Origin of the sequence: Pseudomonas sp. RIT-PI-q (assembly GCF_001297125.1) — a bacterium.
Classification (GTDB): domain Bacteria; phylum Pseudomonadota; class Gammaproteobacteria; order Pseudomonadales; family Pseudomonadaceae; genus Aquipseudomonas.
On record NZ_LHPC01000028.1, the window covers coordinates 483,162 to 502,368 of the forward strand.

At 61.1% G+C, this 19,207-nt stretch carries 16 protein-coding genes and 1 other RNA gene; 9 read left to right on the forward strand and 8 right to left on the reverse strand.

The genetic code is table 11. From position 1 onward, the window contains the following. Positions 1 to 105 precede the first annotated feature (105 nt). From ccoG to AEQ67_RS14810, 8 genes are all read left to right on the forward strand, one after another. Positions 106 to 1,521, forward strand: coding sequence for a cytochrome c oxidase accessory protein CcoG (ccoG, locus tag AEQ67_RS14775; RefSeq protein ID WP_059404566.1), 1,416 nt, complete (start codon positions 106 to 108; stop codon positions 1,519 to 1,521). An 11-nt stretch (positions 1,522 to 1,532) separates the two neighbouring features. Continuing rightward, the gene (locus AEQ67_RS14780) at positions 1,533 to 2,072 is read left to right on the forward strand and encodes a FixH family protein (protein WP_059404567.1); all 540 of its coding nucleotides are present in this window, start codon (positions 1,533 to 1,535) and stop codon (positions 2,070 to 2,072) included. A 146-nt stretch (positions 2,073 to 2,218) separates the two neighbouring features. After that, a complete protein-coding gene (locus AEQ67_RS14785) occupies positions 2,219 to 4,669 on the forward strand; it encodes a heavy metal translocating P-type ATPase (RefSeq protein ID WP_059404568.1) in 2,451 nt (816 codons plus the stop codon). A 22-nt stretch (positions 4,670 to 4,691) separates the two neighbouring features. Then, positions 4,692 to 4,910, forward strand: a complete 219-nt coding sequence (gene ccoS, locus AEQ67_RS14790) for a cbb3-type cytochrome oxidase assembly protein CcoS (RefSeq protein ID WP_059404569.1) — start codon at positions 4,692 to 4,694, stop codon at positions 4,908 to 4,910. Continuing rightward, positions 4,903 to 5,586: a sulfite exporter TauE/SafE family protein gene (locus AEQ67_RS14795; RefSeq protein ID WP_059404570.1), complete on the forward strand. Its 684-nt coding sequence runs from the start codon at positions 4,903 to 4,905 to the stop codon at positions 5,584 to 5,586. The genes ccoS and AEQ67_RS14795 overlap by 8 nt, the downstream gene beginning before the upstream one ends. A gap of 219 nt (positions 5,587 to 5,805) precedes the next feature. Beyond that, the gene (hemN, locus tag AEQ67_RS14800) at positions 5,806 to 7,188 is read left to right on the forward strand and encodes an oxygen-independent coproporphyrinogen III oxidase (protein WP_059404730.1); all 1,383 of its coding nucleotides are present in this window, start codon (positions 5,806 to 5,808) and stop codon (positions 7,186 to 7,188) included. A 129-nt stretch (positions 7,189 to 7,317) separates the two neighbouring features. Then, positions 7,318 to 8,052: a fumarate/nitrate reduction transcriptional regulator Fnr gene (fnr, locus tag AEQ67_RS14805; RefSeq protein ID WP_059404571.1), complete on the forward strand. Its 735-nt coding sequence runs from the start codon at positions 7,318 to 7,320 to the stop codon at positions 8,050 to 8,052. A 79-nt stretch (positions 8,053 to 8,131) separates the two neighbouring features. Next, on the forward strand, positions 8,132 to 8,680 hold the full coding sequence (locus AEQ67_RS14810) for an adenine phosphoribosyltransferase (protein WP_059404572.1): 549 nt from the start codon (positions 8,132 to 8,134) through the stop codon (positions 8,678 to 8,680). A gap of 113 nt (positions 8,681 to 8,793) precedes the next feature. On the opposite strand, the gene AEQ67_RS14815 is transcribed toward AEQ67_RS14810, so the two are convergent. From AEQ67_RS14815 to dnaX, 5 genes are all read right to left on the reverse strand, one after another. After that, positions 8,794 to 9,942 carry an acyl-CoA dehydrogenase family protein gene (locus AEQ67_RS14815; protein WP_059404573.1) on the reverse strand — a complete coding sequence of 383 codons (1,149 nt, stop codon included), beginning with the start codon at positions 9,940 to 9,942 and terminating at the stop codon, positions 8,794 to 8,796. Between the two features lie 189 nt (positions 9,943 to 10,131). Further along, entirely contained in the window at positions 10,132 to 10,734 is a 603-nt protein-coding gene (gene recR / locus AEQ67_RS14820; protein WP_033055661.1) for a recombination mediator RecR, read from the reverse strand. Between the two features lie 78 nt (positions 10,735 to 10,812). Beyond that, a complete protein-coding gene (locus AEQ67_RS14825; RefSeq protein WP_059404574.1) occupies positions 10,813 to 11,847 on the reverse strand; it encodes an NADP-dependent oxidoreductase in 1,035 nt (344 codons plus the stop codon). Positions 11,848 to 12,110: 263 nt separating this feature from the next. Further along, positions 12,111 to 12,449 carry a YbaB/EbfC family nucleoid-associated protein gene (locus AEQ67_RS14830; RefSeq protein WP_008028561.1) on the reverse strand — a complete coding sequence of 113 codons (339 nt, stop codon included), beginning with the start codon at positions 12,447 to 12,449 and terminating at the stop codon, positions 12,111 to 12,113. A 67-nt stretch (positions 12,450 to 12,516) separates the two neighbouring features. Beyond that, positions 12,517 to 14,589 (reverse strand): DNA polymerase III subunit gamma/tau, encoded by a 2,073-nt coding sequence (gene dnaX, locus AEQ67_RS14835; protein WP_059404575.1) that lies wholly within the window; start codon positions 14,587 to 14,589, stop codon positions 12,517 to 12,519. A gap of 144 nt (positions 14,590 to 14,733) precedes the next feature. Between dnaX and AEQ67_RS14840 the strand changes: the two genes are divergently transcribed. Then, on the forward strand, positions 14,734 to 15,480 hold the full coding sequence (locus AEQ67_RS14840) for a substrate-binding periplasmic protein (protein ID WP_059404576.1): 747 nt from the start codon (positions 14,734 to 14,736) through the stop codon (positions 15,478 to 15,480). A 137-nt stretch (positions 15,481 to 15,617) separates the two neighbouring features. On the opposite strand, the gene AEQ67_RS14845 is transcribed toward AEQ67_RS14840, so the two are convergent. The 3 genes from AEQ67_RS14845 to AEQ67_RS14855 all read right to left on the reverse strand — a co-directional run bounded on the left by AEQ67_RS14845 (position 15,618) and on the right by AEQ67_RS14855 (position 19,064). After that, positions 15,618 to 17,318: a putative bifunctional diguanylate cyclase/phosphodiesterase gene (locus AEQ67_RS14845; protein ID WP_059404577.1), complete on the reverse strand. Its 1,701-nt coding sequence runs from the start codon at positions 17,316 to 17,318 to the stop codon at positions 15,618 to 15,620. Positions 17,319 to 17,571: 253 nt separating this feature from the next. After that, an RNA gene (gene ffs / locus AEQ67_RS14850) (signal recognition particle sRNA small type) lies at positions 17,572 to 17,668 on the reverse strand. 229 nt (positions 17,669 to 17,897) lie between these two features. Then, a complete protein-coding gene (locus tag AEQ67_RS14855) occupies positions 17,898 to 19,064 on the reverse strand; it encodes a zinc-binding metallopeptidase family protein (protein ID WP_059404578.1) in 1,167 nt (388 codons plus the stop codon). Positions 19,065 to 19,207: the final 143 nt, after the last annotated feature.

Consider the following 19,207-nt stretch of genomic DNA (forward strand, 5'->3'; position numbering starts at 1 on the left):
TGAGCTAGAGCTACAGGCGTATCATTGGGCCACTGCAACACCTCTTTTTGACCGCGGTCGGCATGTACTGACCGAGGCATTTTTCCACTGCCGTGGGATGCAATGATGAGCAATCAGATTCCGGTACACGACGTTACCCCGCCCGCCAAGAACGCGAACAACAGCGTCGACCTCTACGCCTCTCGAGAAAAGATCTACACCCGCGCCTTCACCGGCCTGTTCCGCAACCTGCGGATGATCGGCGGTGCCGGGCTGTTTCTGCTGTATTTCGGTACGGTCTGGCTGAACTGGGGTGGCCACCAGGCCGTCTGGTGGAACCTGCCGGAGCGTAAATTCTTTATCTTTGGCGCGACCTTCTGGCCCCAGGATTTCATCTTGCTCTCGGGCATCCTGATCGTCAGCGCCTTCGGCCTGTTCTTCATTACGGTGTACGCCGGTCGGGTCTGGTGCGGTTATACCTGCCCGCAAAGCGTCTGGACCTGGATTTTCATGTGGTGCGAGAAGGTCACCGAAGGCGACCGCAACCAGCGCATCAAGCTCGACAAGGCGCCGATGAGCGCCAACAAATTCCTGCGCAAGTTCAGCAAGCATGCGATGTGGCTGTTGATCGGCTTCGTCACCGGCATGACCTTCGTCGGTTACTTCTCGCCGATCCGCGAATTGACCCTCGATTTCTTCACCGGCGAAGCGGATGGCTGGTCGTATTTCTGGGTCGGTTTCTTCACCCTCGCCACCTACGGCAATGCCGGCTGGTTGCGTGAGCAAGTGTGCATTTACATGTGCCCGTACGCGCGGTTCCAGAGCGTGATGTTCGACAAAGACACCCTGATCGTTTCCTACGACCCGCGTCGTGGCGAGTCCCGCGGCCCGCGTAAAAAAGGCGTCGACTACAAGGCTCTGGGCTTGGGCGATTGCATCGACTGCACCATGTGCGTCCAGGTGTGCCCGACCGGTATCGATATCCGTGACGGCCTGCAAGTCGAGTGCATCGGTTGCGCCGCGTGCATCGATGCCTGCGACAGCATCATGGACAAAATGGACTATCCGCGCGGCCTGATCAGTTACACCACCGAGCACAACCTGTCCGGGCAAAAAACCAATAAACTGCGCCCGCGCCTGATTGGCTATGCCACGGTGCTGCTGGCGATGATCGCGTTGCTGGTGACCGCGTTCTTCATGCGTTCGCTGGTCGGTTTCGACGTCAGCAAGGACCGCGTGCTGTACCGCGAAAACGCCGAAGGCCGGATCGAAAACGTCTACAGCCTGAAGATCATGAACAAGGATCAGCGCGACCACACCTATGTGCTGGAAGCCACTGGCCTGCCGGACCTCAAGCTGCAAGGCAAGCGCGAAATCAAAGTCGCCGCCGGGGAGATTTTCAGCCAGCCGGTCGAGTTGTCCAGTGCACCGGAACAACTGCCATCGAGCACCAACGAGGTGAAATTCATCCTCAAGGACGCCGATGACGCCAGCATCCACGTTGAAGCCAAGAGCCGATTCATCGGCCCACAAATTCGTTGAGAGAAGTCATCATGCCCGCAGCAAACGCCGCAAGTCCCTGGTACAAGCACCTTTGGCCGTGGATCATCATCGCCATCCTGGCCTGCTCGGTGACCTTGACCCTGTCCATGGTGACCATCGCGGTGAACAACCCGGACAACCTGGTCAACGACAATTATTACGAGGCCGGCAAAGGCATCAACCGCTCCCTCGACCGTGAACTGTTGGCGCAAACCCTGTTGCTGCGCGCCAGCGTGCATCTGGATGACGTGACCGGCGAAGTCGACCTGCGCCTGAACGGCAACAGCCAGCCCAAAACCCTGGAGCTGAACCTGATCTCGCCAACGCAGCCGGAGAAGGATCGCAAGATCACCCTGGCCCGCAGTGAAACCGAAGAAGGCCGCTACATTGGCCAGTTGAGCGACAAGGTCGACGGTCGCCGCTTTGTCGAATTGCTGGGTGTGCAGGACGACAAGACCTGGCGCATGTTCGAAGAGGAAACGGTCAGCCACGAAAAGGATTTGCTGCTCGGTGATGAACCGCTGCAAGGCGCGGAAGACCTGAAAAAGTAAGCCTCACCCTGATCGTTCCCACGCTCTGCGTGGGAACGCAGCCAGGGACGCTCTGCGTCCCAGCCGAAGCGGACGCGGAGCGTCCGGGGAGGCATTCCCACGCAGAGCGTGGGAACGATCATCGGACAACACCCTGTGAAAACCCCATGACCACCCCAATCCCCTGCTACCACTGCGCCCTGCCCGTCCCGGTCGGCAGCCGCTTCACCGCTGCCGTCCTCGGGGAAACCCGCGAGTTCTGCTGCCCGGGTTGTCAGGCCGTGGCCGAGGCGATTGTCGCCGGTGGCCTGGAAAGCTATTACCAGCATCGCAGCGAATCATCGGCCAACCCCGAAGCCTTGCCGGTGCAGTTGGTGGATGAACTGGCGTTGTACGATCGCGCCGACGTGCAGGCGCCCTTCGTCCGCCACGAAGGCGACCTCGCCGAAACCACCCTGTTGATGGAAGGCATCAGTTGCGCCGCTTGCGGCTGGCTGATCGAGAAACACCTGCGCGGCTTGCCGGCAGTGGCCGAAGCACGGCTGAACCTGTCCAACCATCGTTTGCACGTGCGCTGGGCCGACGCGCAACTGCCGTTGAGCCAAGTGCTCAGCGAATTGCGCCACATCGGTTACGCCGCCCACCCTTATCAAGCCGATCGCGCCAGCGAACAACTGGCCAGTGAAAACCGCCTGGCCCTGCGCCAACTCGGCGTCGCCGGGCTGCTGTGGTTCCAGGCGATGATGGCGACCATGGCCACCTGGCCGGAATTCAATATCGACCTTAGCCCCGAGCTGCACACCATCCTGCGCTGGGTTGCGCTGTTCCTCACCACCCCGATTGTGTTCTACAGCTGCGCGCCATTCTTCAAAGGGGCGATGCGCGACCTGCGCACCCGCCACCTGACCATGGACGTGTCGGTATCGCTGGCCATCGGCAGTGCTTACATCGCCGGCATCTGGACCTCGCTCACCGGTGTCGGTGAACTGTATTTCGATGCCGTCGGCATGTTCGCGCTGTTCCTGCTGGCCGGGCGTTATCTGGAACGTCGCGCCCGGGAACGCACCGCCGCCGCCACTGCACAACTTGTGAATCTATTGCCCGCCTCGTGTTTGCGCCTGAGTGCCGACGGCCAGAGCGAGCGAATCCTGCTGAGCGAACTGCGTGTCGGCGATCAAGTGCTGGTGCACCCCGGCGCGATCCTCCCGGCTGACGGCAAGATTCTCGACGGTCAATCAAGCATCGACGAGTCCCTGCTGACCGGCGAGTACCTGCCACAACCACGAACGCTCGGCGATGCGGTCACCGCCGGCACCCTGAACGTCGAAGGCGCGTTGACCGTAGAAGTCCTCGCCCTCGGTCAGGACACCCGGCTGTCCGCCATCGTCCGCCTGCTGGACCGCGCCCAGGCCGAAAAACCGCGCCTGGCGGAAATCGCCGACCGCGCCGCACAATGGTTCCTGTTGTTGTCGCTGATCGCCGCCGCCGTCATCGGCCTGATCTGGTGGGAGCTGGATTCATCGCGGGCGTTCTGGATTGTGCTGGCGATGCTTGTTGCGACCTGTCCGTGCGCCTTGTCCCTGGCCACGCCGACCGCCCTCACCGCCGCGACCGGCACGCTGCACAAACTGGGTCTTTTGTTGACCCGCGGCCACGTGCTGGAAGGCCTGAACCAGATCGATACGGTGATTTTCGACAAGACCGGCACCCTCACCGAAGGTCGCCTGGCGCTGCGCTCGATCCGCCCGCTCGGCGCCCTCGACAGTGATCAATGCCTGAGCCTGGCCGCCGCACTGGAAAACCGTTCGGAACACCCGATCGCCCGTGCATTTGGCCGGGCGCCACTGGCCGCCGAAGAAGTCCACAGCACGCCGGGGCTTGGGCTTGAAGGCGTGGTCGGGACGCAACGTTTGCGCATCGGCCAACCGCGTTTTGTCTGCGCCCTCAGCGGTGCTGCCGTGCCGTTGATGCCGGACGAAGCCGGCCAATGGCTGCTGCTCGGCGACAATGTGGGTCCCTTGGCATGGTTTGTCCTCGATGACCGCTTGCGCACCGACGCCCCGGCGCTGCTTGCAGCGTGCAAGGCTCGCGGCTGGCGCACGTTGCTGCTGTCCGGCGACACCTCGCCGATGGTCGCCAGCGTAGCCGCCGAACTGGGCATCGACGAGGCCCGTGGCGGTTTGCGTCCTGACGATAAATTGCAGGTCCTGCAACAGCTGCACAAGGAAGGCCGCAAGGTGTTGATGCTCGGTGACGGGGTCAACGATGTGCCGGTGCTGGCCGCTGCCGACATCAGCGTCGCCATGGGCTCGGCCACCGACCTGGCGAAAACCAGTGCCGACGCGGTGTTGTTGTCCAACCGTCTCGATGCGCTGGTGCAGGCCTTCAGCCTCGCTCGGCGTACCCGCCGGGTAATCATCGAGAACCTGCTGTGGGCCGCGCTGTACAATGGCCTCATGCTGCCGTTCGCCGCCCTCGGCTGGATCACTCCGGTATGGGCCGCAGTCGGCATGTCCATCAGTTCGTTGACCGTGGTACTGAACGCCCTGCGCCTGACTCGCATGCCGAGCGCGCCGGTCGTCAACGCCACGCCCGAAACCCGCCCGCTGCCGGCCTGAGCCGCGCGGGCATGGAGTCCAGATGCCAGCTCTCTACGTGATGATCCCGGCCGCGCTGCTGATCGTGGCCATCGCTATCTACATTTTCTTCTGGGCAGTCGACAGCGGTCAGTACGACGACCTCGACGGCCCGGCCCACAGCATCCTGTTCGACGATCAGGACCCGAACCACACGGCAGCGGTCGATGAGGCCAGCGGCCATCCGGCCAAACCGGACGACAAGGCACCACCCCATGCTTGAACTGGCGCCCCTGTTGGTGTCTGCGGTGATCCTCGGCCTGCTCGGTGGCGGTCATTGCCTGGGCATGTGCGGCGGCTTGATGGGCGCGTTGACCCTGGCCATTCCCAAGGAACAACGCAGCCGACGCTTTCGCCTGCTGCTGGCTTACAACCTGGGGCGAATTCTCAGCTACGCGACTGCCGGCCTGTTGATCGGCCTGGCGGGTTGGGCGGTGGCCAACAGCCCGGCGGCGATGTTTATGCGCATCCTCGCCGGATTGCTGCTGATCGCCATGGGCCTTTACCTCGCTGGTTGGTGGAGCGGCCTGACCCGCATCGAAAGCCTCGGTCGCGGCTTGTGGCGGCATATCCAGCCGATTGCCAACAAACTGCTGCCGGTGTCGAGCGTCCCCCGCGCGCTGTTGTTGGGCGGGCTCTGGGGCTGGCTGCCGTGCGGGTTGGTTTACAGCACGCTGCTGTGGTCGGCCAGCCAGGGCAATGCGCTGGACAGCGCATTGCTGATGCTCGCGTTCGGGCTGGGCACCTGGCCGGTGTTGCTCGCCACGGGCCTGGCCGCCGAGCGGGTCACGGCGTTGTTGCGCAAACGCAGCGTGCGCATGACTGGCGGCTTGCTGGTGATGCTGTTCGGCCTCTGGACTTTGCCGGGCCCGCATCAGCATTGGTTGATGGGACACTAGTTCGGCGGTGCTCCCATCGCGGGCAAGCCCGCTCCCACAGGATTTGAGGATTACCTCAATGCTGTGGTCCAGACAAAGACCCTGTGGGAGCGGGCTTGCCCGCGATGAAGCCCGCACCAGCAACACAAATCCTGACCGTTGATGCAAATCAAGATGCCGCAACGCCGCTCCCCCTAGACTCGCTGACACTGCCAGCCTATCCGGGGGAATGCCCGCATGATGCTCGACGCCATTCGTTGGGACACCGATCTGATCCGCCGTTACGATCTGGCGGGTCCGCGCTACACCTCATATCCGACCGCCGTGCAATTCGACGGGCATGTCGGCACCTTCGACCTGTTCCATGCGCTGCGCGAGAGCCGCAAGGCCCTGCGTCCGTTATCGCTGTACGTGCACGTGCCGTTCTGCGCGAACATTTGCTACTACTGCGCCTGCAACAAGGTGATTACCAAGGATCGCGGCCGGGCCCTGCCCTACTTGCAGCGTCTGGAGCAGGAAATCCAGTTGATCGCCTGCCACCTCGACCCGGCCCAGAAAGTCGAGCAGCTGCACTTCGGTGGCGGCACGCCGACCTTTCTCAGCCACGATGAACTGCGCCAGCTGATGGCCACCCTGCGCAAACACTTCAACTTGCTCGATGACGACTCCGGCGACTACGGCATCGAAATCGATCCTCGCGAAGCCGACTGGTCGACCATGGGCCTGCTCCGCGAACTGGGCTTCAACCGGGTCAGCATCGGCCTGCAAGACCTCGACCCGGCAGTGCAACGGGCGGTCAATCGCCTGCAAAGCCTGGAAGAAACCCGCGCGGTGATCGACGCCGCCCGGACCCTGCAATTTCGCTCGATCAACATCGATCTGATCTATGGCCTGCCGAGGCAGACACCGGAGAACTTCGCCCGCACCATCGATGAAGTCATCAACCTGCAACCGGACCGGCTGTCGGTGTTCAACTACGCGCACCTTCCGGAACGTTTCATGCCGCAACGGCGCATCAACAGCGAAGAACTGCCGACGCCGGCGCAGAAACTGGAAATGCTCCAGGGCACCATCGAGCAGCTGACCGCGGCCGGTTACCGCTACATCGGCATGGACCACTTCGCGCTGCCGGACGATGAGCTGGCGATTGCGCAGGAAGAATCGACCCTGCAACGCAACTTCCAGGGCTACACCACCCACGGTCATTGCGACCTGATCGGCCTCGGCGTGTCGGCCATTAGTCAGATCGGCGATCTGTACTGCCAGAACAACAGCGATCTGAACCAGTATCAGAACACCCTGGCCTCCGCACAATTGGCCACCAGCAGTGGTTTGCTGTGCAACGCCGATGATCGCCTGAGACGCGCGGTCATCCAGCAATTGATCTGCAATTTCAGCCTGGAATTCGCCCAGATCGAACAGGCTTTCAACATCGACTTTCAAGGCTACTTCGGCGATCTCTGGCCGCAGTTGCAGAGCATGGCCGACGATGGATTGATCACACTTGATAATGAACGGATCACCGTGCTGCCCGCCGGGCGCTTGTTGGTCCGCTCGGTGTGCATGGTGTTCGATGCGTACCTTGAACAGCAGAATCGCCAGCGCTTTTCACGGGTGATCTAGCCATCACCTCACTGGCCGGTTGGCGAAATGCTGGCTTTACGACCCTGCGGCAAAATAGCCGCGTGCCTGAATGTCCTCCCGTGGGTTACCCTTACGGCTTATGTGTGTTTTCCCACAAGGATTGAAGAAATGTCCGAGCCAGTAAAACTGCGCGCTCATAGCCAGGCCCATTGCAAGGATTGCAGCCTGGCCCCCCTCTGCTTGCCACTTTCTCTGAATCTGGAAGACATGGAAGCGCTGGACGAAATCGTTAAACGTGGCCGCCCGTTGAAAAAAGGCGAATTCCTGTTCCGCCAGGGCGACACCTTCGATTCCGTTTACGCAGTACGCTCTGGCGCCCTGAAGACCTTCAGCCTCAGCGATGGCGGCGAAGAACAGCTCACCGGTTTCCACCTGCCGAGTGAACTGGTCGGCCTGTCGGGCATGGACACCGAAAAACACCCGGTCTCGGCGCAAGCCCTGGAAACCACCTCGGTGTGCGAAATCCCGTTCGATCGCCTCGACGAACTGGCCCTGCAACTGCCGCAACTGCGCCGTCAGTTGATGCGGGTGATGAGCCGCGAGATTCGCGACGATCAACAAATGATGTTGCTGCTGTCGAAGAAAACCGCCGACGAGCGCATTGCCACGTTCCTGGTCAACCTGTCAGCCCGCTTCCGCGCCCGGGGGTTCTCGGCCAACCAGTTCCGCCTGAGCATGTCGCGCAACGAAATCGGCAATTACCTGGGGCTGGCGGTGGAAACCGTGTCCCGGGTGTTCACCCGTTTCCAGCAAAACGAACTGATCGCCGCCGAAGGCAAGGAAATCCACATCCTCGATCCGATCCAGCTCTGCGCCCTGGCCGGCGGTTCAATCGAAGGCTGACAATGACGCTTGCGGCTGAGCGAAACGGTTCAGCCGCCGTTATACTGCGACGTTTGCAGCCTGCCAGGACACCTCGACGATGCTCATCGAATCCTTCGACATCAAATCCCTGATCCGCCCCGTGATCGACTTCCCCAAGCCGGGCGTGATCTTTCGCGACATCACCCCGCTGTTCCAGTCGCCCACGGCCCTGCGCGTGGTGATGGACAGTTTTGCCCAGCGTTACGTCGAGGCCGACTTCACCCACATCGGTGCGATGGACGCGCGTGGCTTCCTGATCGGCTCGGTGCTGGCCTATCAGTTGAACAAGCCGCTGGTGCTGTTCCGCAAGCAAGGCAAACTGCCGGCCGACGTGCTGGCCGAGGGTTATGCGACCGAGTACGGCGAAGCCTTCCTCGAAGTGCATGCCGACAGCCTGTGCGAGGGCGATTCGGTGGTGATGTTCGATGATCTGATCGCCACTGGCGGGACGTTGATTGCGGCGGCGAACCTGATTCGTCGGATGGGTGCGCGGGTTCATGAAGCGGCGGCGATCATTGATCTGCCGGAATTGGGTGGGTCGCAGCGGCTGGAAGCGCTGGGGATTCCGACGTTTTGCCTGACGCAGTTTGCGTTGAGCGAGCAGTAAGGCGGCGTCTGCAAGGACGCCTTCGCGGGCAAGCCTCGCTCCTACAAGGACAGCGCAAAACCTGTAGGAGCGAGGCTTGCCCGCGAAGGCGTCAACCGCAACACCACAAAAACTCAAAGCCCCATCTGCTTACTGATGATCTCGTTCATCACTTCCCGCGTTCCCCCGCCGATCGACAGAATCCGGTTATCCCGGTACAGCCGCTCCACCAGACTTTCACGCATGTAACCCAACCCGCCCAGAATCTGCACCGCATCCGTGGTAATCCGATCCGCGGTGTCGGTCGCAAAATTCTTGGCCATGGAAATCTCCTTGATCACACTCTGCCCCGCCGCCATTTTCGCTGCCTGGCGATAGGTGAATTCCCGTGATACCTCCAGCGCCGTGGCCATCTCGGCGAGGCGATGCTTGAGCACCTGGAACTTGCCGATAGGTTTGCCAAAGGCTTCACGCTCGCGCGCCCATTTCAAGCTCTCTTCCAGCGCCAGCTGTGCGGTCATGTTGGCCATCAGCGCCAGGGCCAGACGCTCGCTCTGGAAATTGCCCATGATGCAGGCGAAACCCATGTTCTCGGCGCCGATCAGGTTTCCTACAGGAACTTGGCAATCGTCGAAGAACAATTCGGCCGTGTCCGACGCCCACCAGCCCATTTTCTTCAACTGACGGCCCACGGTGAAACCGGGGGTGCCCTTCTCGATCAGCAGCAGGCTGATGCCGCCGAAACCCGGCGCACCAGTACGCACCGCGACGGTATAGAAATCCGCGCGGACGCCGCTGGTAATAAAGGTTTTGCTGCCGTTGACCCGGTAGACATCGCCGTCACGCACGGCGCGGGTTTGCAGGTTGGCGACGTCGGAACCACCGCTGGGCTCGGTCACGGCCAGTGCGCTGATCTTCTCGCCGGCCAGCACCTGAGGCACTACGTGGTCACGGACTTCCGGCCGGGCCCACTTGAGGATCGGCGGCAAACCGATGTCCAACGAACCGAGCCCCGCCACCAGACCGCCGGAGCCACAGCGCATCAGCTCTTCGCTGGCGGCTATCTTGGCAAACAGGTCGCCTTCGTGACTGCCGCCCAAGGCTTCGGGATAGCCGATCCCCAGAATCCCTGCGGCACCGGCCTTGAGGTAGAGCTCCCGGGGAAAGCTTTCGGTTTCTTCCCATTGGTCGATGTCCGGCAATATCTCGCGTTCGACGAATCGTCTGACGCTGTCGCGGACCAATTGGTGGCTGGGGTCGAAGTATTCCTGAAAGGCAGGCATCGGCGAACTCCACTGAAGGTTCAGCGAAGTTAACCGAGCGCTTGCTTGGTTTTCAACAGGATTGTGTGAATCAGATAAACCGAGGCGCGTCCATCGCTAGCAGGCTAGCTCCCACAGGGGATTTGTGAACACCATTCATCCAATGTGGGAGCTAGCCTGCTAGCGATGGCGTTAGACCAAACACCACCCTTACAAAGCGATCGGCTTACGCCCGGCAAACGAATGCGCCAACGTCCCGCCGTCCACCAATTCCAGCTCACCGCCCAACGGCACGCCATGGGCGATACGCGAGGCGATCAAGCCTTTATTGCTGAGCAACTGTGCGATGTAATGCGCCGTCGCCTCACCTTCCACGGTCGGGTTGGTGGCCAGGATGACTTCAGTGAACGTGCCCGCCTCTTCGATCCGCGCCAATAGCTGCGGAATGCCGATGGCTTCCGGCCCGAGGCCGTCGAGCGGCGACAGATGGCCCTTGAGCACGAAGTAGCGACCACGGAAACCGGTCTGCTCCACCGCATAAACATCCATCGGGCCTTCCACCACGCACAGCAAGGTGTCGTCGCGACGGGTATCGGCGCATTGCGGGCACAGATCGTCTTCGGTCAGCGTGCGGCACAAGCGGCAGTGGCCGACCCCTTCCATGGCCTGGCTCAGCGCCAGTGCCAGGCGCGAGCCGCCACTGCGATCACGTTCGAGCAACTGCAACGCCATGCGTTGGGCAGTTTTCTGACCCACACCTGGCAGAATTCGCAGGGCGTCGATCAGTTGGCGAATCAAAGGGCTGAAGCTCATGGGGAAAAGTCCGACAAAACAACGAGACGCGGTTTATACCCGCGCCTCTGTTTAGCGTCAAATTGCAGCGTTAATTACTCAGTCCTGAGCGACCCGCACTACCAGCTTGCCGAAGTTGCGTCCTTCCAGCAGACCAATGAACGCCTCGGGCGCATTTTCCAGGCCATCGACCACGTCTTCGCGGAATTTCACCTTGCCATCGCGCACCCACGGCGCCATCGCACTGATGAATTCCGGCTGACGGTCACCATAATCGTCGAACACAATGAAACCCTGGATGCGTACGCGCTTGGTCAGCAACGTGCGCTGCAATTGCGGCAGGCGATCCGGCCCGGTCGGTGCTTCGCTGGCATTGTACGAAGCAATCAGGCCACAGAGCGGAATCCGCGCCTTGGGATTGAGCAACGGCAGCACCGCGTCGAAGACCTTGCCGCCGACGTTTTCGTAGTAAATATCGATGCCCTGGGCGCACGCCTGCGCCAGTTCATCGGCGAAATTGGGGCTTTTGTGGTCGATGCAGGCATCGAAGCCCAGCTCTTCGACCACATAACGGCACTTGTCGGCGCCACCGGCGACACCAACCACGCGCAGTCCCTTGATCTTCGCCACTTGGCCGACCACAGAACCCACCGCGCCAGACGCGGCGGCAACCACCAGGGTTTCGCCAGATTTAGGCTGGCCAATGTCCATCAGCCCCATGTAGGCGGTCATGCCCGGCATCCCCAGCACGCCCAACGCCATCGAAGGGCTCGGTAATCCGGACGGGATCGGAATCAGCGCGCGACCGTCACTGACACTGTGGCTCTGCCAACCGGTGGCACCGACCACCAGATCACCTTCCTGGAATTTCGGATTCAGCGAACGCTCGACCCGGCTGACAGCGCCGCCGGTCATTACCTCGCCGATTTCTACCGGTGCAGCGTAGGACGGCGCGTCACTCATGCGCCCGCGCATGTAAGGGTCCAGCGACAGGTAAAGGGTCTTGAGCAACACCTCGCCGTCGGCCAGGTCCGGCAGCGCGATCCGCTCCAGGCGAAAATTCTCCGGGGTCGGCGCGCCTACCGGGCGGGACACCAGGACGATACGTTGGTTGAGGGTCAATGCTTGCGGCATGTGAGCGTCTCCTTTGATCGATGAATTGGGCGGTATAGGGAGCAGACCGTTGTTGGGGTAGCGCGTTCGATGTTTCTGTCCGGGACCGCGTCGACTTCTTCGCGGGCAAGCCTCGCTCCTACAGATTTTGCGCTGCCCTTGTAGGAGCGAGGCTTGCCCGCGAAGGCGGCCTCACAGACACCACATTCCCAAAAGGCGGATACAAAAATGCCAGGCGCAATGCCTGGCATTTTTTTGTAGCCCATTCGACGCGCTTTAGCGAATCAGAATGGCAGTTTCATGCCCGGTGGCAGTTGCATGCCAGCGGTCATGCCGGACATTTTGTCCTGGCTGTTGGCTTCGATCTTGCGCACGGCATCGTTGACGGCGGCGGCGAATACAGCTTCCAGCATCTCTTTGTCGTCTTCGCTCAGGCCTTCGACCAGGCTTGGGTCGATGGTCACGCGCTTGACGTCGTGGCGACCGGTCATCACCACGGTGACCATATCGCCACCGGCTTTACCGGTGACTTCGGCGTTGGCCAGTTCTTCCTGCATCTTGGCCATTTTTTCCTGCATCTGCTGCGCCTGCTTCATCAGGCCGGCCATGCCACCTTTCATCATGGTAATCACCTCAAAAGTACTTGGATAAAAACAGCGCCCGGCCCTTTCGGCCGAACGCCTTCAGTTATTAGCCCTGACTGACCAGAGCGTCGACAGGTTCAATAGTATCGTTACGGATCACCGCACCGAACTGCTGCATCATTTGCTGGATGAACGGATCACCGTGGATCGACTCCTCGGCCTCGCGCTGACGGTCGACCCGCCGGCGGGAAGCGGCCTGGGCCGGGGTTTCCTGCTCGGGCTTGATCAGCTCCATGCTCAGGCTCAGCGTACGCCCGTGATACTGGTTCAGCGCATCGTTGAGACGGCGTTGCTGGGTCGCATTGAACAAGGCGCTGTGGGCCGGGTCCAGGTGCAACAGCCAGTTGTCGCCATCGACGGCGATCAGCGTGCAGTTGGCGGCGATGCTGCCCGTCATGCCGGACACCGGCAGTTTCGGGAACAGTTCCAGCCATTGCAGGGCCAGACCGGTAGCCGGCATGGCCGCCGGTTCAGGCTCGGGTTCAGCCGCAGGCTCCGCGGTGTGCTCGCTCGCCAGTTCGTCAAGGTAACTGTAGGCCGAATCCATGTCCGGCTCGATGTAGTCCTCGTCCAGCGGCGGCTCGTCGTCCGGCTCTATGCCCGGCGTGGCGGCATCGACGTCGGCCACGGAGGGTTCAGGGATTGGCGCGGCGGCCCACTCCGGAGCGTCCGGGACCACGCTGTCAGGTGTCGGCAACGGCATCGGTGGCAAATCGGGTTGTTCGCCGGCCGTTTCCAGCACCGGTTCGACGGCGGGCTGCTGGATGACTTCGGGTTCTACCGGATCATTCCAGGGCAAATCGACGACGGCTTCGACCGCTACAGGCTCAACGACGGGCTCAGGCACGACGACGGGAGCAACCGGCTCAGGCACTGGAGCCACCACCGGCGCGGCGACAACGGGAGCAACGGATGCAACTGCCGCAGCGACTACCGGCGCGACAACGCGCTCGGCAGCCACGGAGTTTGCGGAATCAACTGTGGCTTGGCTGATCCCCACTGTCTTTAGCGGCTGACTCGGGGCATCCGCCGTGTCCGCCGGCCTGAACGCGAGCATGCGCAGCAGGACCATTTCGAAGCCGCCACGGGGATCCGGCGCCAGCGGCAAGTCGCGACGCCCGATCAGGCCCATCTGGTAATAGAACTGCACATCTTCGGCCGGCAAGGCCTGGGCCAGTGCCAGCACCCGATCACGGTCGCCATGGCCGTTGTCGACGCCTTCAGGCAAGGCCTGGGCGATGGCAACGCGATGCAGCACGTTGAGAATTTCCGAGAGCACGCCGTTCCAGTCCGGGCCTTGTTCGGACAGATGGCGCACGGCTTCGAGCAGTGCCTTGGCATCGCCTTCGATCAGCGCATGCAGTACGTCGTAGACCTGGCCATGATCGAGCGTGCCGAGCATCGCCCGCACGTCAGCGGCCATGACCTTGCCTTCACCGAAGGCGATCGCCTGGTCGGTCAGGCTCATGGCGTCGCGCATCGAACCATCGGCGGCGCGGCCCAGCAACCACAGGGCGTCGTCTTCGAACGGCACGTTCTCGACACTCAGCACGTGGGTCAAATGCTCGACCACGCGCTCCGGGGTCATGTTCTTCAGGGAGAACTGCAGGCAGCGCGAAAGAATCGTCGCAGGAAGTTTCTGCGGATCCGTCGTGGCCAGGATGAACTTGACGTAGGGCGGCGGCTCTTCAAGGGTTTTCAACAGCGCATTGAAGGAATGGCTGGAGAGCATGTGCACTTCGTCGATCAGGTAGACCTTGAAGCGCCCGCGGCTCGGGGCGTACTGCACGTTGTCGAGCAGTTCGCGGGTGTCTTCGACCTTGGTCCGGCTCGCGGCGTCGATCTCGATCAGGTCGACGAAGCGGCCTTCATCGATTTCACGGCACACCGAACACTCGCCGCACGGCGTCGAAGTGATACCTGTCTCACAGTTCAGGCATTTGGCGATAATCCGCGCGATGGTGGTCTTGCCGACCCCGCGAGTGCCGGTAAACAGATAGGCGTGGTGCAGCCGCTGGCTGTCCAAGGCATTGATCAGAGCCTTGAGCACATGGGTCTGGCCGACCATTTCGCGGAACGAGCGCGGACGCCATTTACGTGCAAGAACCTGATAACTCATCGAAAACCGTCGCAACTAAGGAACAGAAGCGGCTAATGCTATCGGAGCACCGCCAAAATTGCATCCGGTGCGCTCGTCTAATCTGGCTAAGATGGTCGTTGGGGGGCTTTTATCGGCTCGGGGTTTATCAGTACCGGAGCATTTATGCGGCTGGCCTTGGGGGCATTGCTGTTGATCAGCCTGAACGGCACGGCCGCTGAGTCGCCGTTGCGCTTCGTGGTGCCCGACAGTTGGGCGATGCCGATGGTGCAGCTGGAACGTGGCAAGCCGATCCAGGGCATCCTGTACGACGTGATGGTCAGCCTGGCGACCCAGGTCGGCGTCCCGGCCGAATTTCATGTGCTGCCTCGGGCGCGGGTGCAAAACGCCATGGAACACGGCGAGGTCGATGTCCGCTGCTATGCCGCTCAATCCTGGCTGCCGAATCAGTCTGGCGACTACATCTGGAGCATTCCGCTGTGGACTCAGCCCGACGTATTGATCAGCCGCAAATCCCCGTTGACTGCCGTGGTTGCGGCCAACCTGCCGCCACAATCGATCGGCACGGTGCTCGGCTACAGCTACCCGACGCTACAACCGCTGTTCGACGCCGACCGGCTACGTCGCGAAGATGCGCGCAATCAGGAGCAGGTGCTGGAAAAGCTACTGGCCGGCCGCTATCACTACGCTGTGAGCAACCAGTGGACCCTGGACTGGTTCAACCAGCGCCTGTTGCCCGACCGGCAACTGCAAGGCGTGGCCGTGTTGCAGACACAAAATGTCGGTTGCTACGTGCGCAACGACCCCAAGGTGCCGGTGCAGCGCATCCTGCGCACCCTGTTGCGAATGAAAATGTCCGGGGAGATCGATGACATTATCCGCCTCTATATCGGCAGCCCTGCAACGCTGTAGCAGCTGCCGAAGGCTGCGTTCGGCTGCGCAGCAGTCGTAAAATCAGGCGCTGCGGTTTTTCAGATGGACCGCGCTCAACGGATTGACGACTGCTTCGCAGCCGAACGCAGCCTTCGGCAGCTGCTACATAAGCCGTGTCAGCCGGTTTGATCGAGCACCTGCCATTGCGCTGGCGCGACGAAACCTTCGACCCAGCCCGGCACTTCGGCGGGCGGCATTGGCCGGGCGATGAAATAGCCTTGAGCAACATCGCAGCCCAGGCGCAGCAGCAATTGACCGTGCTCGAGACTTTCCAGCCCTTCGGCGATCACCTGCCGGCCAAACGCGTGAGCCAGGCCAATCACGGCGGTGGTAAGGGCCAGGTCATCGCGATCATTGAGAATGTCGCGGACAAAGGACTTATCGATTTTGATGGTTTCGGTTCGCAACCGCTTGAGGTGGCTCAGGGACGAATAACCGGTGCCAAAGTCCCCCAGGGAAAACTGCACCCCCAGCGCCTGACAGGCCTGCAAACAGACGCTGACATGCTGAATGTTCTCGACAGCCACCGACTCGACGATTTCCAGATCAAGCATCTGCGGCGCGACCTGAGCATGCCGGGCGAGTACCTGGCTGAGCCGTTCGACGAAATCCGCGCGCTGAAAATGTCGCGCCGCGATATTGATGCTCACCGGCCAGTGCTTCCCCGCTTGTTGCCAACGGAGCAACTGCGACAAAACCTGATCCATCACCCATTCACCGATATCGATGATCAAGTCGGTCTCTTCGACCGGAGGCAAAAACTCCCGGGCAGACACTATGCCGTGTTCCGGATGTTCCCAGCGCAACAAGGCCTCGAAACCGACGACCTCGCCACTGCGCATGTTCACCTTGGGCTGGAAATGCAAACGCAGTTCGCCCATGACCAGCGCCTGACGCACTCGCTCAACCGTCTGGTGAGTGGCCTTGACCTCTTGATCCCGGGTCACGTCGAACACATGAAAACGATTGCGCCCGTTCTGCTTGGCCACGTACATGGCCTGATCGGCGTGACGCAAGAGCATTTCGGCATCTTCGTTATCGTCGGGGAATAACGTCACGCCGATACTGGCAAACACATTGATGGGCTTGCCATGCAGCGAATACGGCGCCGAGATCGCCTCCAGTACCCGGCTCAACGCTGCGCGCAATTCCGACAGGTCATGCACGTAACGCAGGACCAGTACGAACTCGTCACCGGCCAGTCGGGCCACCACATCTTCGCCGCGTAATATGTCACGCAAGCGCTTGGCCACTTCTACCAGCAACAGATCACCACTGGCATGCCCGTAGCCATCGTTTACGGCCTTGAAACCGTCGAGGTCGAGCATGCACACCGCCATCGGGATTTTTTCCTGCCGGGAAAACTCCAGCGCCTGATCCAGCAGATCCGAGAGGAACGCGCGATTCGGCAACCCGGTCAGCACGTCATGCCCAACCCGCCATTGCAGGGAATGCAGCAACTGGCGTTTTTCGCTGACATCGAAACGAATCGACAGGTAACGGTCGACCTGTCCGGTGGCATCATCAAGCACCGGCACCATGGTGCTGTCGACCCAATACAGGCTGCCATCCTTGGCGCGATTACAGATTTCGCCCTTCCAGATGTTACCCAGGGCGATAGAGCGCCACATGTCGGCGAAGAAATCAGCCGAGTGCAGACCGGAATTGAGGAGACGATGGTTCTGCCCGAGCAGTTCGTCACGGTGGTAACCGGACACGGCGCAGAATTGATCGTTGACGTAGGTGATCCGACCCGTCAGGTCGGTCTCGGAAAAAATCGCTGCGGCATCCACAGCCCTGCGGTATTTCTCATCCATGAGTCAAAGCTCGCTGTCACTAGCGGTGGTACTGATGAACATTTAAAACTTGGATCCAACGCACGGATGCTACCGCAAACTTGATGACTACGGTTGATCCGTCTCAACCGAACATCTGAACCCTGCGTTTCACGTACCGTTGTAAAAATCGGAAACGACAAAACACCGCCCTGGGCAAGACCCTTGGCAGAGCAAAAAAAATGTGAATTTGGCAGATAACGCGAGAGCGTCTCGCGGTACGTTATGGAGGCAACCCCACCAGCCACACCCCGGCACACAATGTTCCCGCTGTGGCTGCTTCCTTCCGGATCTGACCAGGTTCACGGGTAATCGTTGCGGGGGGACCGATGGGGTCACCATAACGACGCTCACCTGACGGCGAGCCGCGCCATTGTACCTATCTGAGACGAAGTTACAACCGTTCGGGCGGATTAAAAAACATGAGCTGCTTCAAGGACATGCATTAGGCTAGAAATGACCGCCCTGTAGGAGCGAGCCCGCTCGCGATGGACGTTAACGATAACGCCTGCTGTCTGGATTAACGCGTTGGCTTTGGGTTTTTCGCGAGCGAGCTCGCTCCTACAGGTCTTGCACCACTTCATCGGCCTTGCCGCCCTCTTGCTGGATCACCAGGTGGATGAAGTGCAATTTGGCGATCACTGCCGGCGGCAGGACGAACGGATAGAAATCCGGTTGCCCCATGCTGCGCGACAGTTCATTGAGCATGCCGGCCAACTCGATCCACGCATTGACGAACGACAGGAACGCCGCACCACCGGGATGCTGCGGGTCGTAAAGGGTGCTGGACGGGAAAGGCTGGTAGTCGAAATCCATTTCCCGGGCACTCATGCCAAACCCCAACGCCGTGTCCACCGCGTCCATCATGTGCAGGTAATGAGCCCAGGTTTCGGCCCAATCCTCCCACGGATGCATGGTGGCGTAGGCGCTGACGTATTGTTGTTGCCAATCGAGCGGCGCACCTTGCTGGTAATGGAGCTCGAGGGCATCGGCGTAGCTTGCACGTTCGTCGCCGAACAGACCGCGAAACGGTTGCAGCCAGTGGCTGTTGGCGATCAATCTGTCCCAATAGTAATGCCCGACTTCATGACGAAAGTGCCCGAGCAGCGTGCGGTAAGGCTCGTGCATTTGTACCCGGACTCGCTCGCGATGAGCGTCGTCGGCTTCTTTGATATCGAGGGTGATCAGGCCATTGGCGTGCCCGGTGGTCGGCGCTTTGCCTTCGAGGTCGACGCCGATGACATCGAAGGCCAGGCCCGTCTCTTCGTCCACGGTTTTAGGGATCACCTGCAAACCCAGGCTGACCAACTGTGCGACCAGACGCCGCTTGGCGGTTTCGACCTTGCGCCAGCGTTCAGGGTTTTCCGCTATCGACAGGTCGGGGATGGTGCGATTCAGGCTACAGGCGATGCACAGCGCATCGTGGTCATTGGCGGGCAGCAACCAATTGCACGCCGCCGGGGAGTCGAGGTTGGCGCAACGGCGGAACACGCCGGCCTCGGGATCAGCGTCGAGCAACCAGGTGTCCGCCTGCTGTCCCGGTTGCAGCGAAGACAAACGACTCTGCTCCGGCTGATAACCCAGCGCCGCCGAACAGGCCAGGCACTGGCTGTTGCGAAAGAACAGCGACTGCCCGCAGCGGCAGTGCCAGATCTTGCTGTTGCGCGAACTCTCGCCCATGAAGGGCGCGGCGATGCGCGAGCTGAGCTGTTCGAAGAAGCGGTACATGGCGATCTCTCCCTGGGGCTTGCCAAGACTAGATCATTCATGAGCCATGATCGTTCCCGCTTTTTGTGAGGTGGTCGGGATTGCTTTCGCTGGCAAGCCAGCTCCTACAGGGGTTGCGTGGATCCTGTAGGAGCTGGCTCGCC

Bases quoted from the DNA above. Each gene is read 5' to 3' on its own strand.
- AEQ67_RS14830 (WP_008028561.1), bottom strand. From the start codon at position 12,449: ATGATGAAAGGTGGCATGGCCGGCCTGATGAAGCAGGCGCAGCAGATG.
- AEQ67_RS14785 (WP_059404568.1), top strand. From the start codon at position 2,219: ATGACCACCCCAATCCCCTGCTACCACTGCGCCCTGCCCGTCCCGGTC.
- AEQ67_RS14840 (WP_059404576.1), top strand. From the start codon at position 14,734: ATGCGGCTGGCCTTGGGGGCATTGCTGTTGATCAGCCTGAACGGCACG.
- AEQ67_RS14855 (WP_059404578.1), bottom strand. From the start codon at position 19,064: ATGTACCGCTTCTTCGAACAGCTCAGCTCGCGCATCGCCGCGCCCTTC.
- AEQ67_RS14780 (WP_059404567.1), top strand. From the start codon at position 1,533: ATGCCCGCAGCAAACGCCGCAAGTCCCTGGTACAAGCACCTTTGGCCG.
- recR (WP_033055661.1), bottom strand. From the start codon at position 10,734: ATGAGCTTCAGCCCTTTGATTCGCCAACTGATCGACGCCCTGCGAATT.
- dnaX (WP_059404575.1), bottom strand. From the start codon at position 14,589: ATGAGTTATCAGGTTCTTGCACGTAAATGGCGTCCGCGCTCGTTCCGC.
- AEQ67_RS14815 (WP_059404573.1), bottom strand. From the start codon at position 9,942: ATGCCTGCCTTTCAGGAATACTTCGACCCCAGCCACCAATTGGTCCGC.
- fnr (WP_059404571.1), top strand. From the start codon at position 7,318: ATGTCCGAGCCAGTAAAACTGCGCGCTCATAGCCAGGCCCATTGCAAG.
- AEQ67_RS14825 (WP_059404574.1), bottom strand. From the start codon at position 11,847: ATGCCGCAAGCATTGACCCTCAACCAACGTATCGTCCTGGTGTCCCGC.
- AEQ67_RS14845 (WP_059404577.1), bottom strand. From the start codon at position 17,318: ATGGATGAGAAATACCGCAGGGCTGTGGATGCCGCAGCGATTTTTTCC.
- ccoG (WP_059404566.1), top strand. From the start codon at position 106: ATGAGCAATCAGATTCCGGTACACGACGTTACCCCGCCCGCCAAGAAC.
- AEQ67_RS14795 (WP_059404570.1), top strand. From the start codon at position 4,903: ATGCTTGAACTGGCGCCCCTGTTGGTGTCTGCGGTGATCCTCGGCCTG.
- hemN (WP_059404730.1), top strand. From the start codon at position 5,806: ATGCTCGACGCCATTCGTTGGGACACCGATCTGATCCGCCGTTACGAT.
- AEQ67_RS14810 (WP_059404572.1), top strand. From the start codon at position 8,132: ATGCTCATCGAATCCTTCGACATCAAATCCCTGATCCGCCCCGTGATC.
- ccoS (WP_059404569.1), top strand. From the start codon at position 4,692: ATGCCAGCTCTCTACGTGATGATCCCGGCCGCGCTGCTGATCGTGGCC.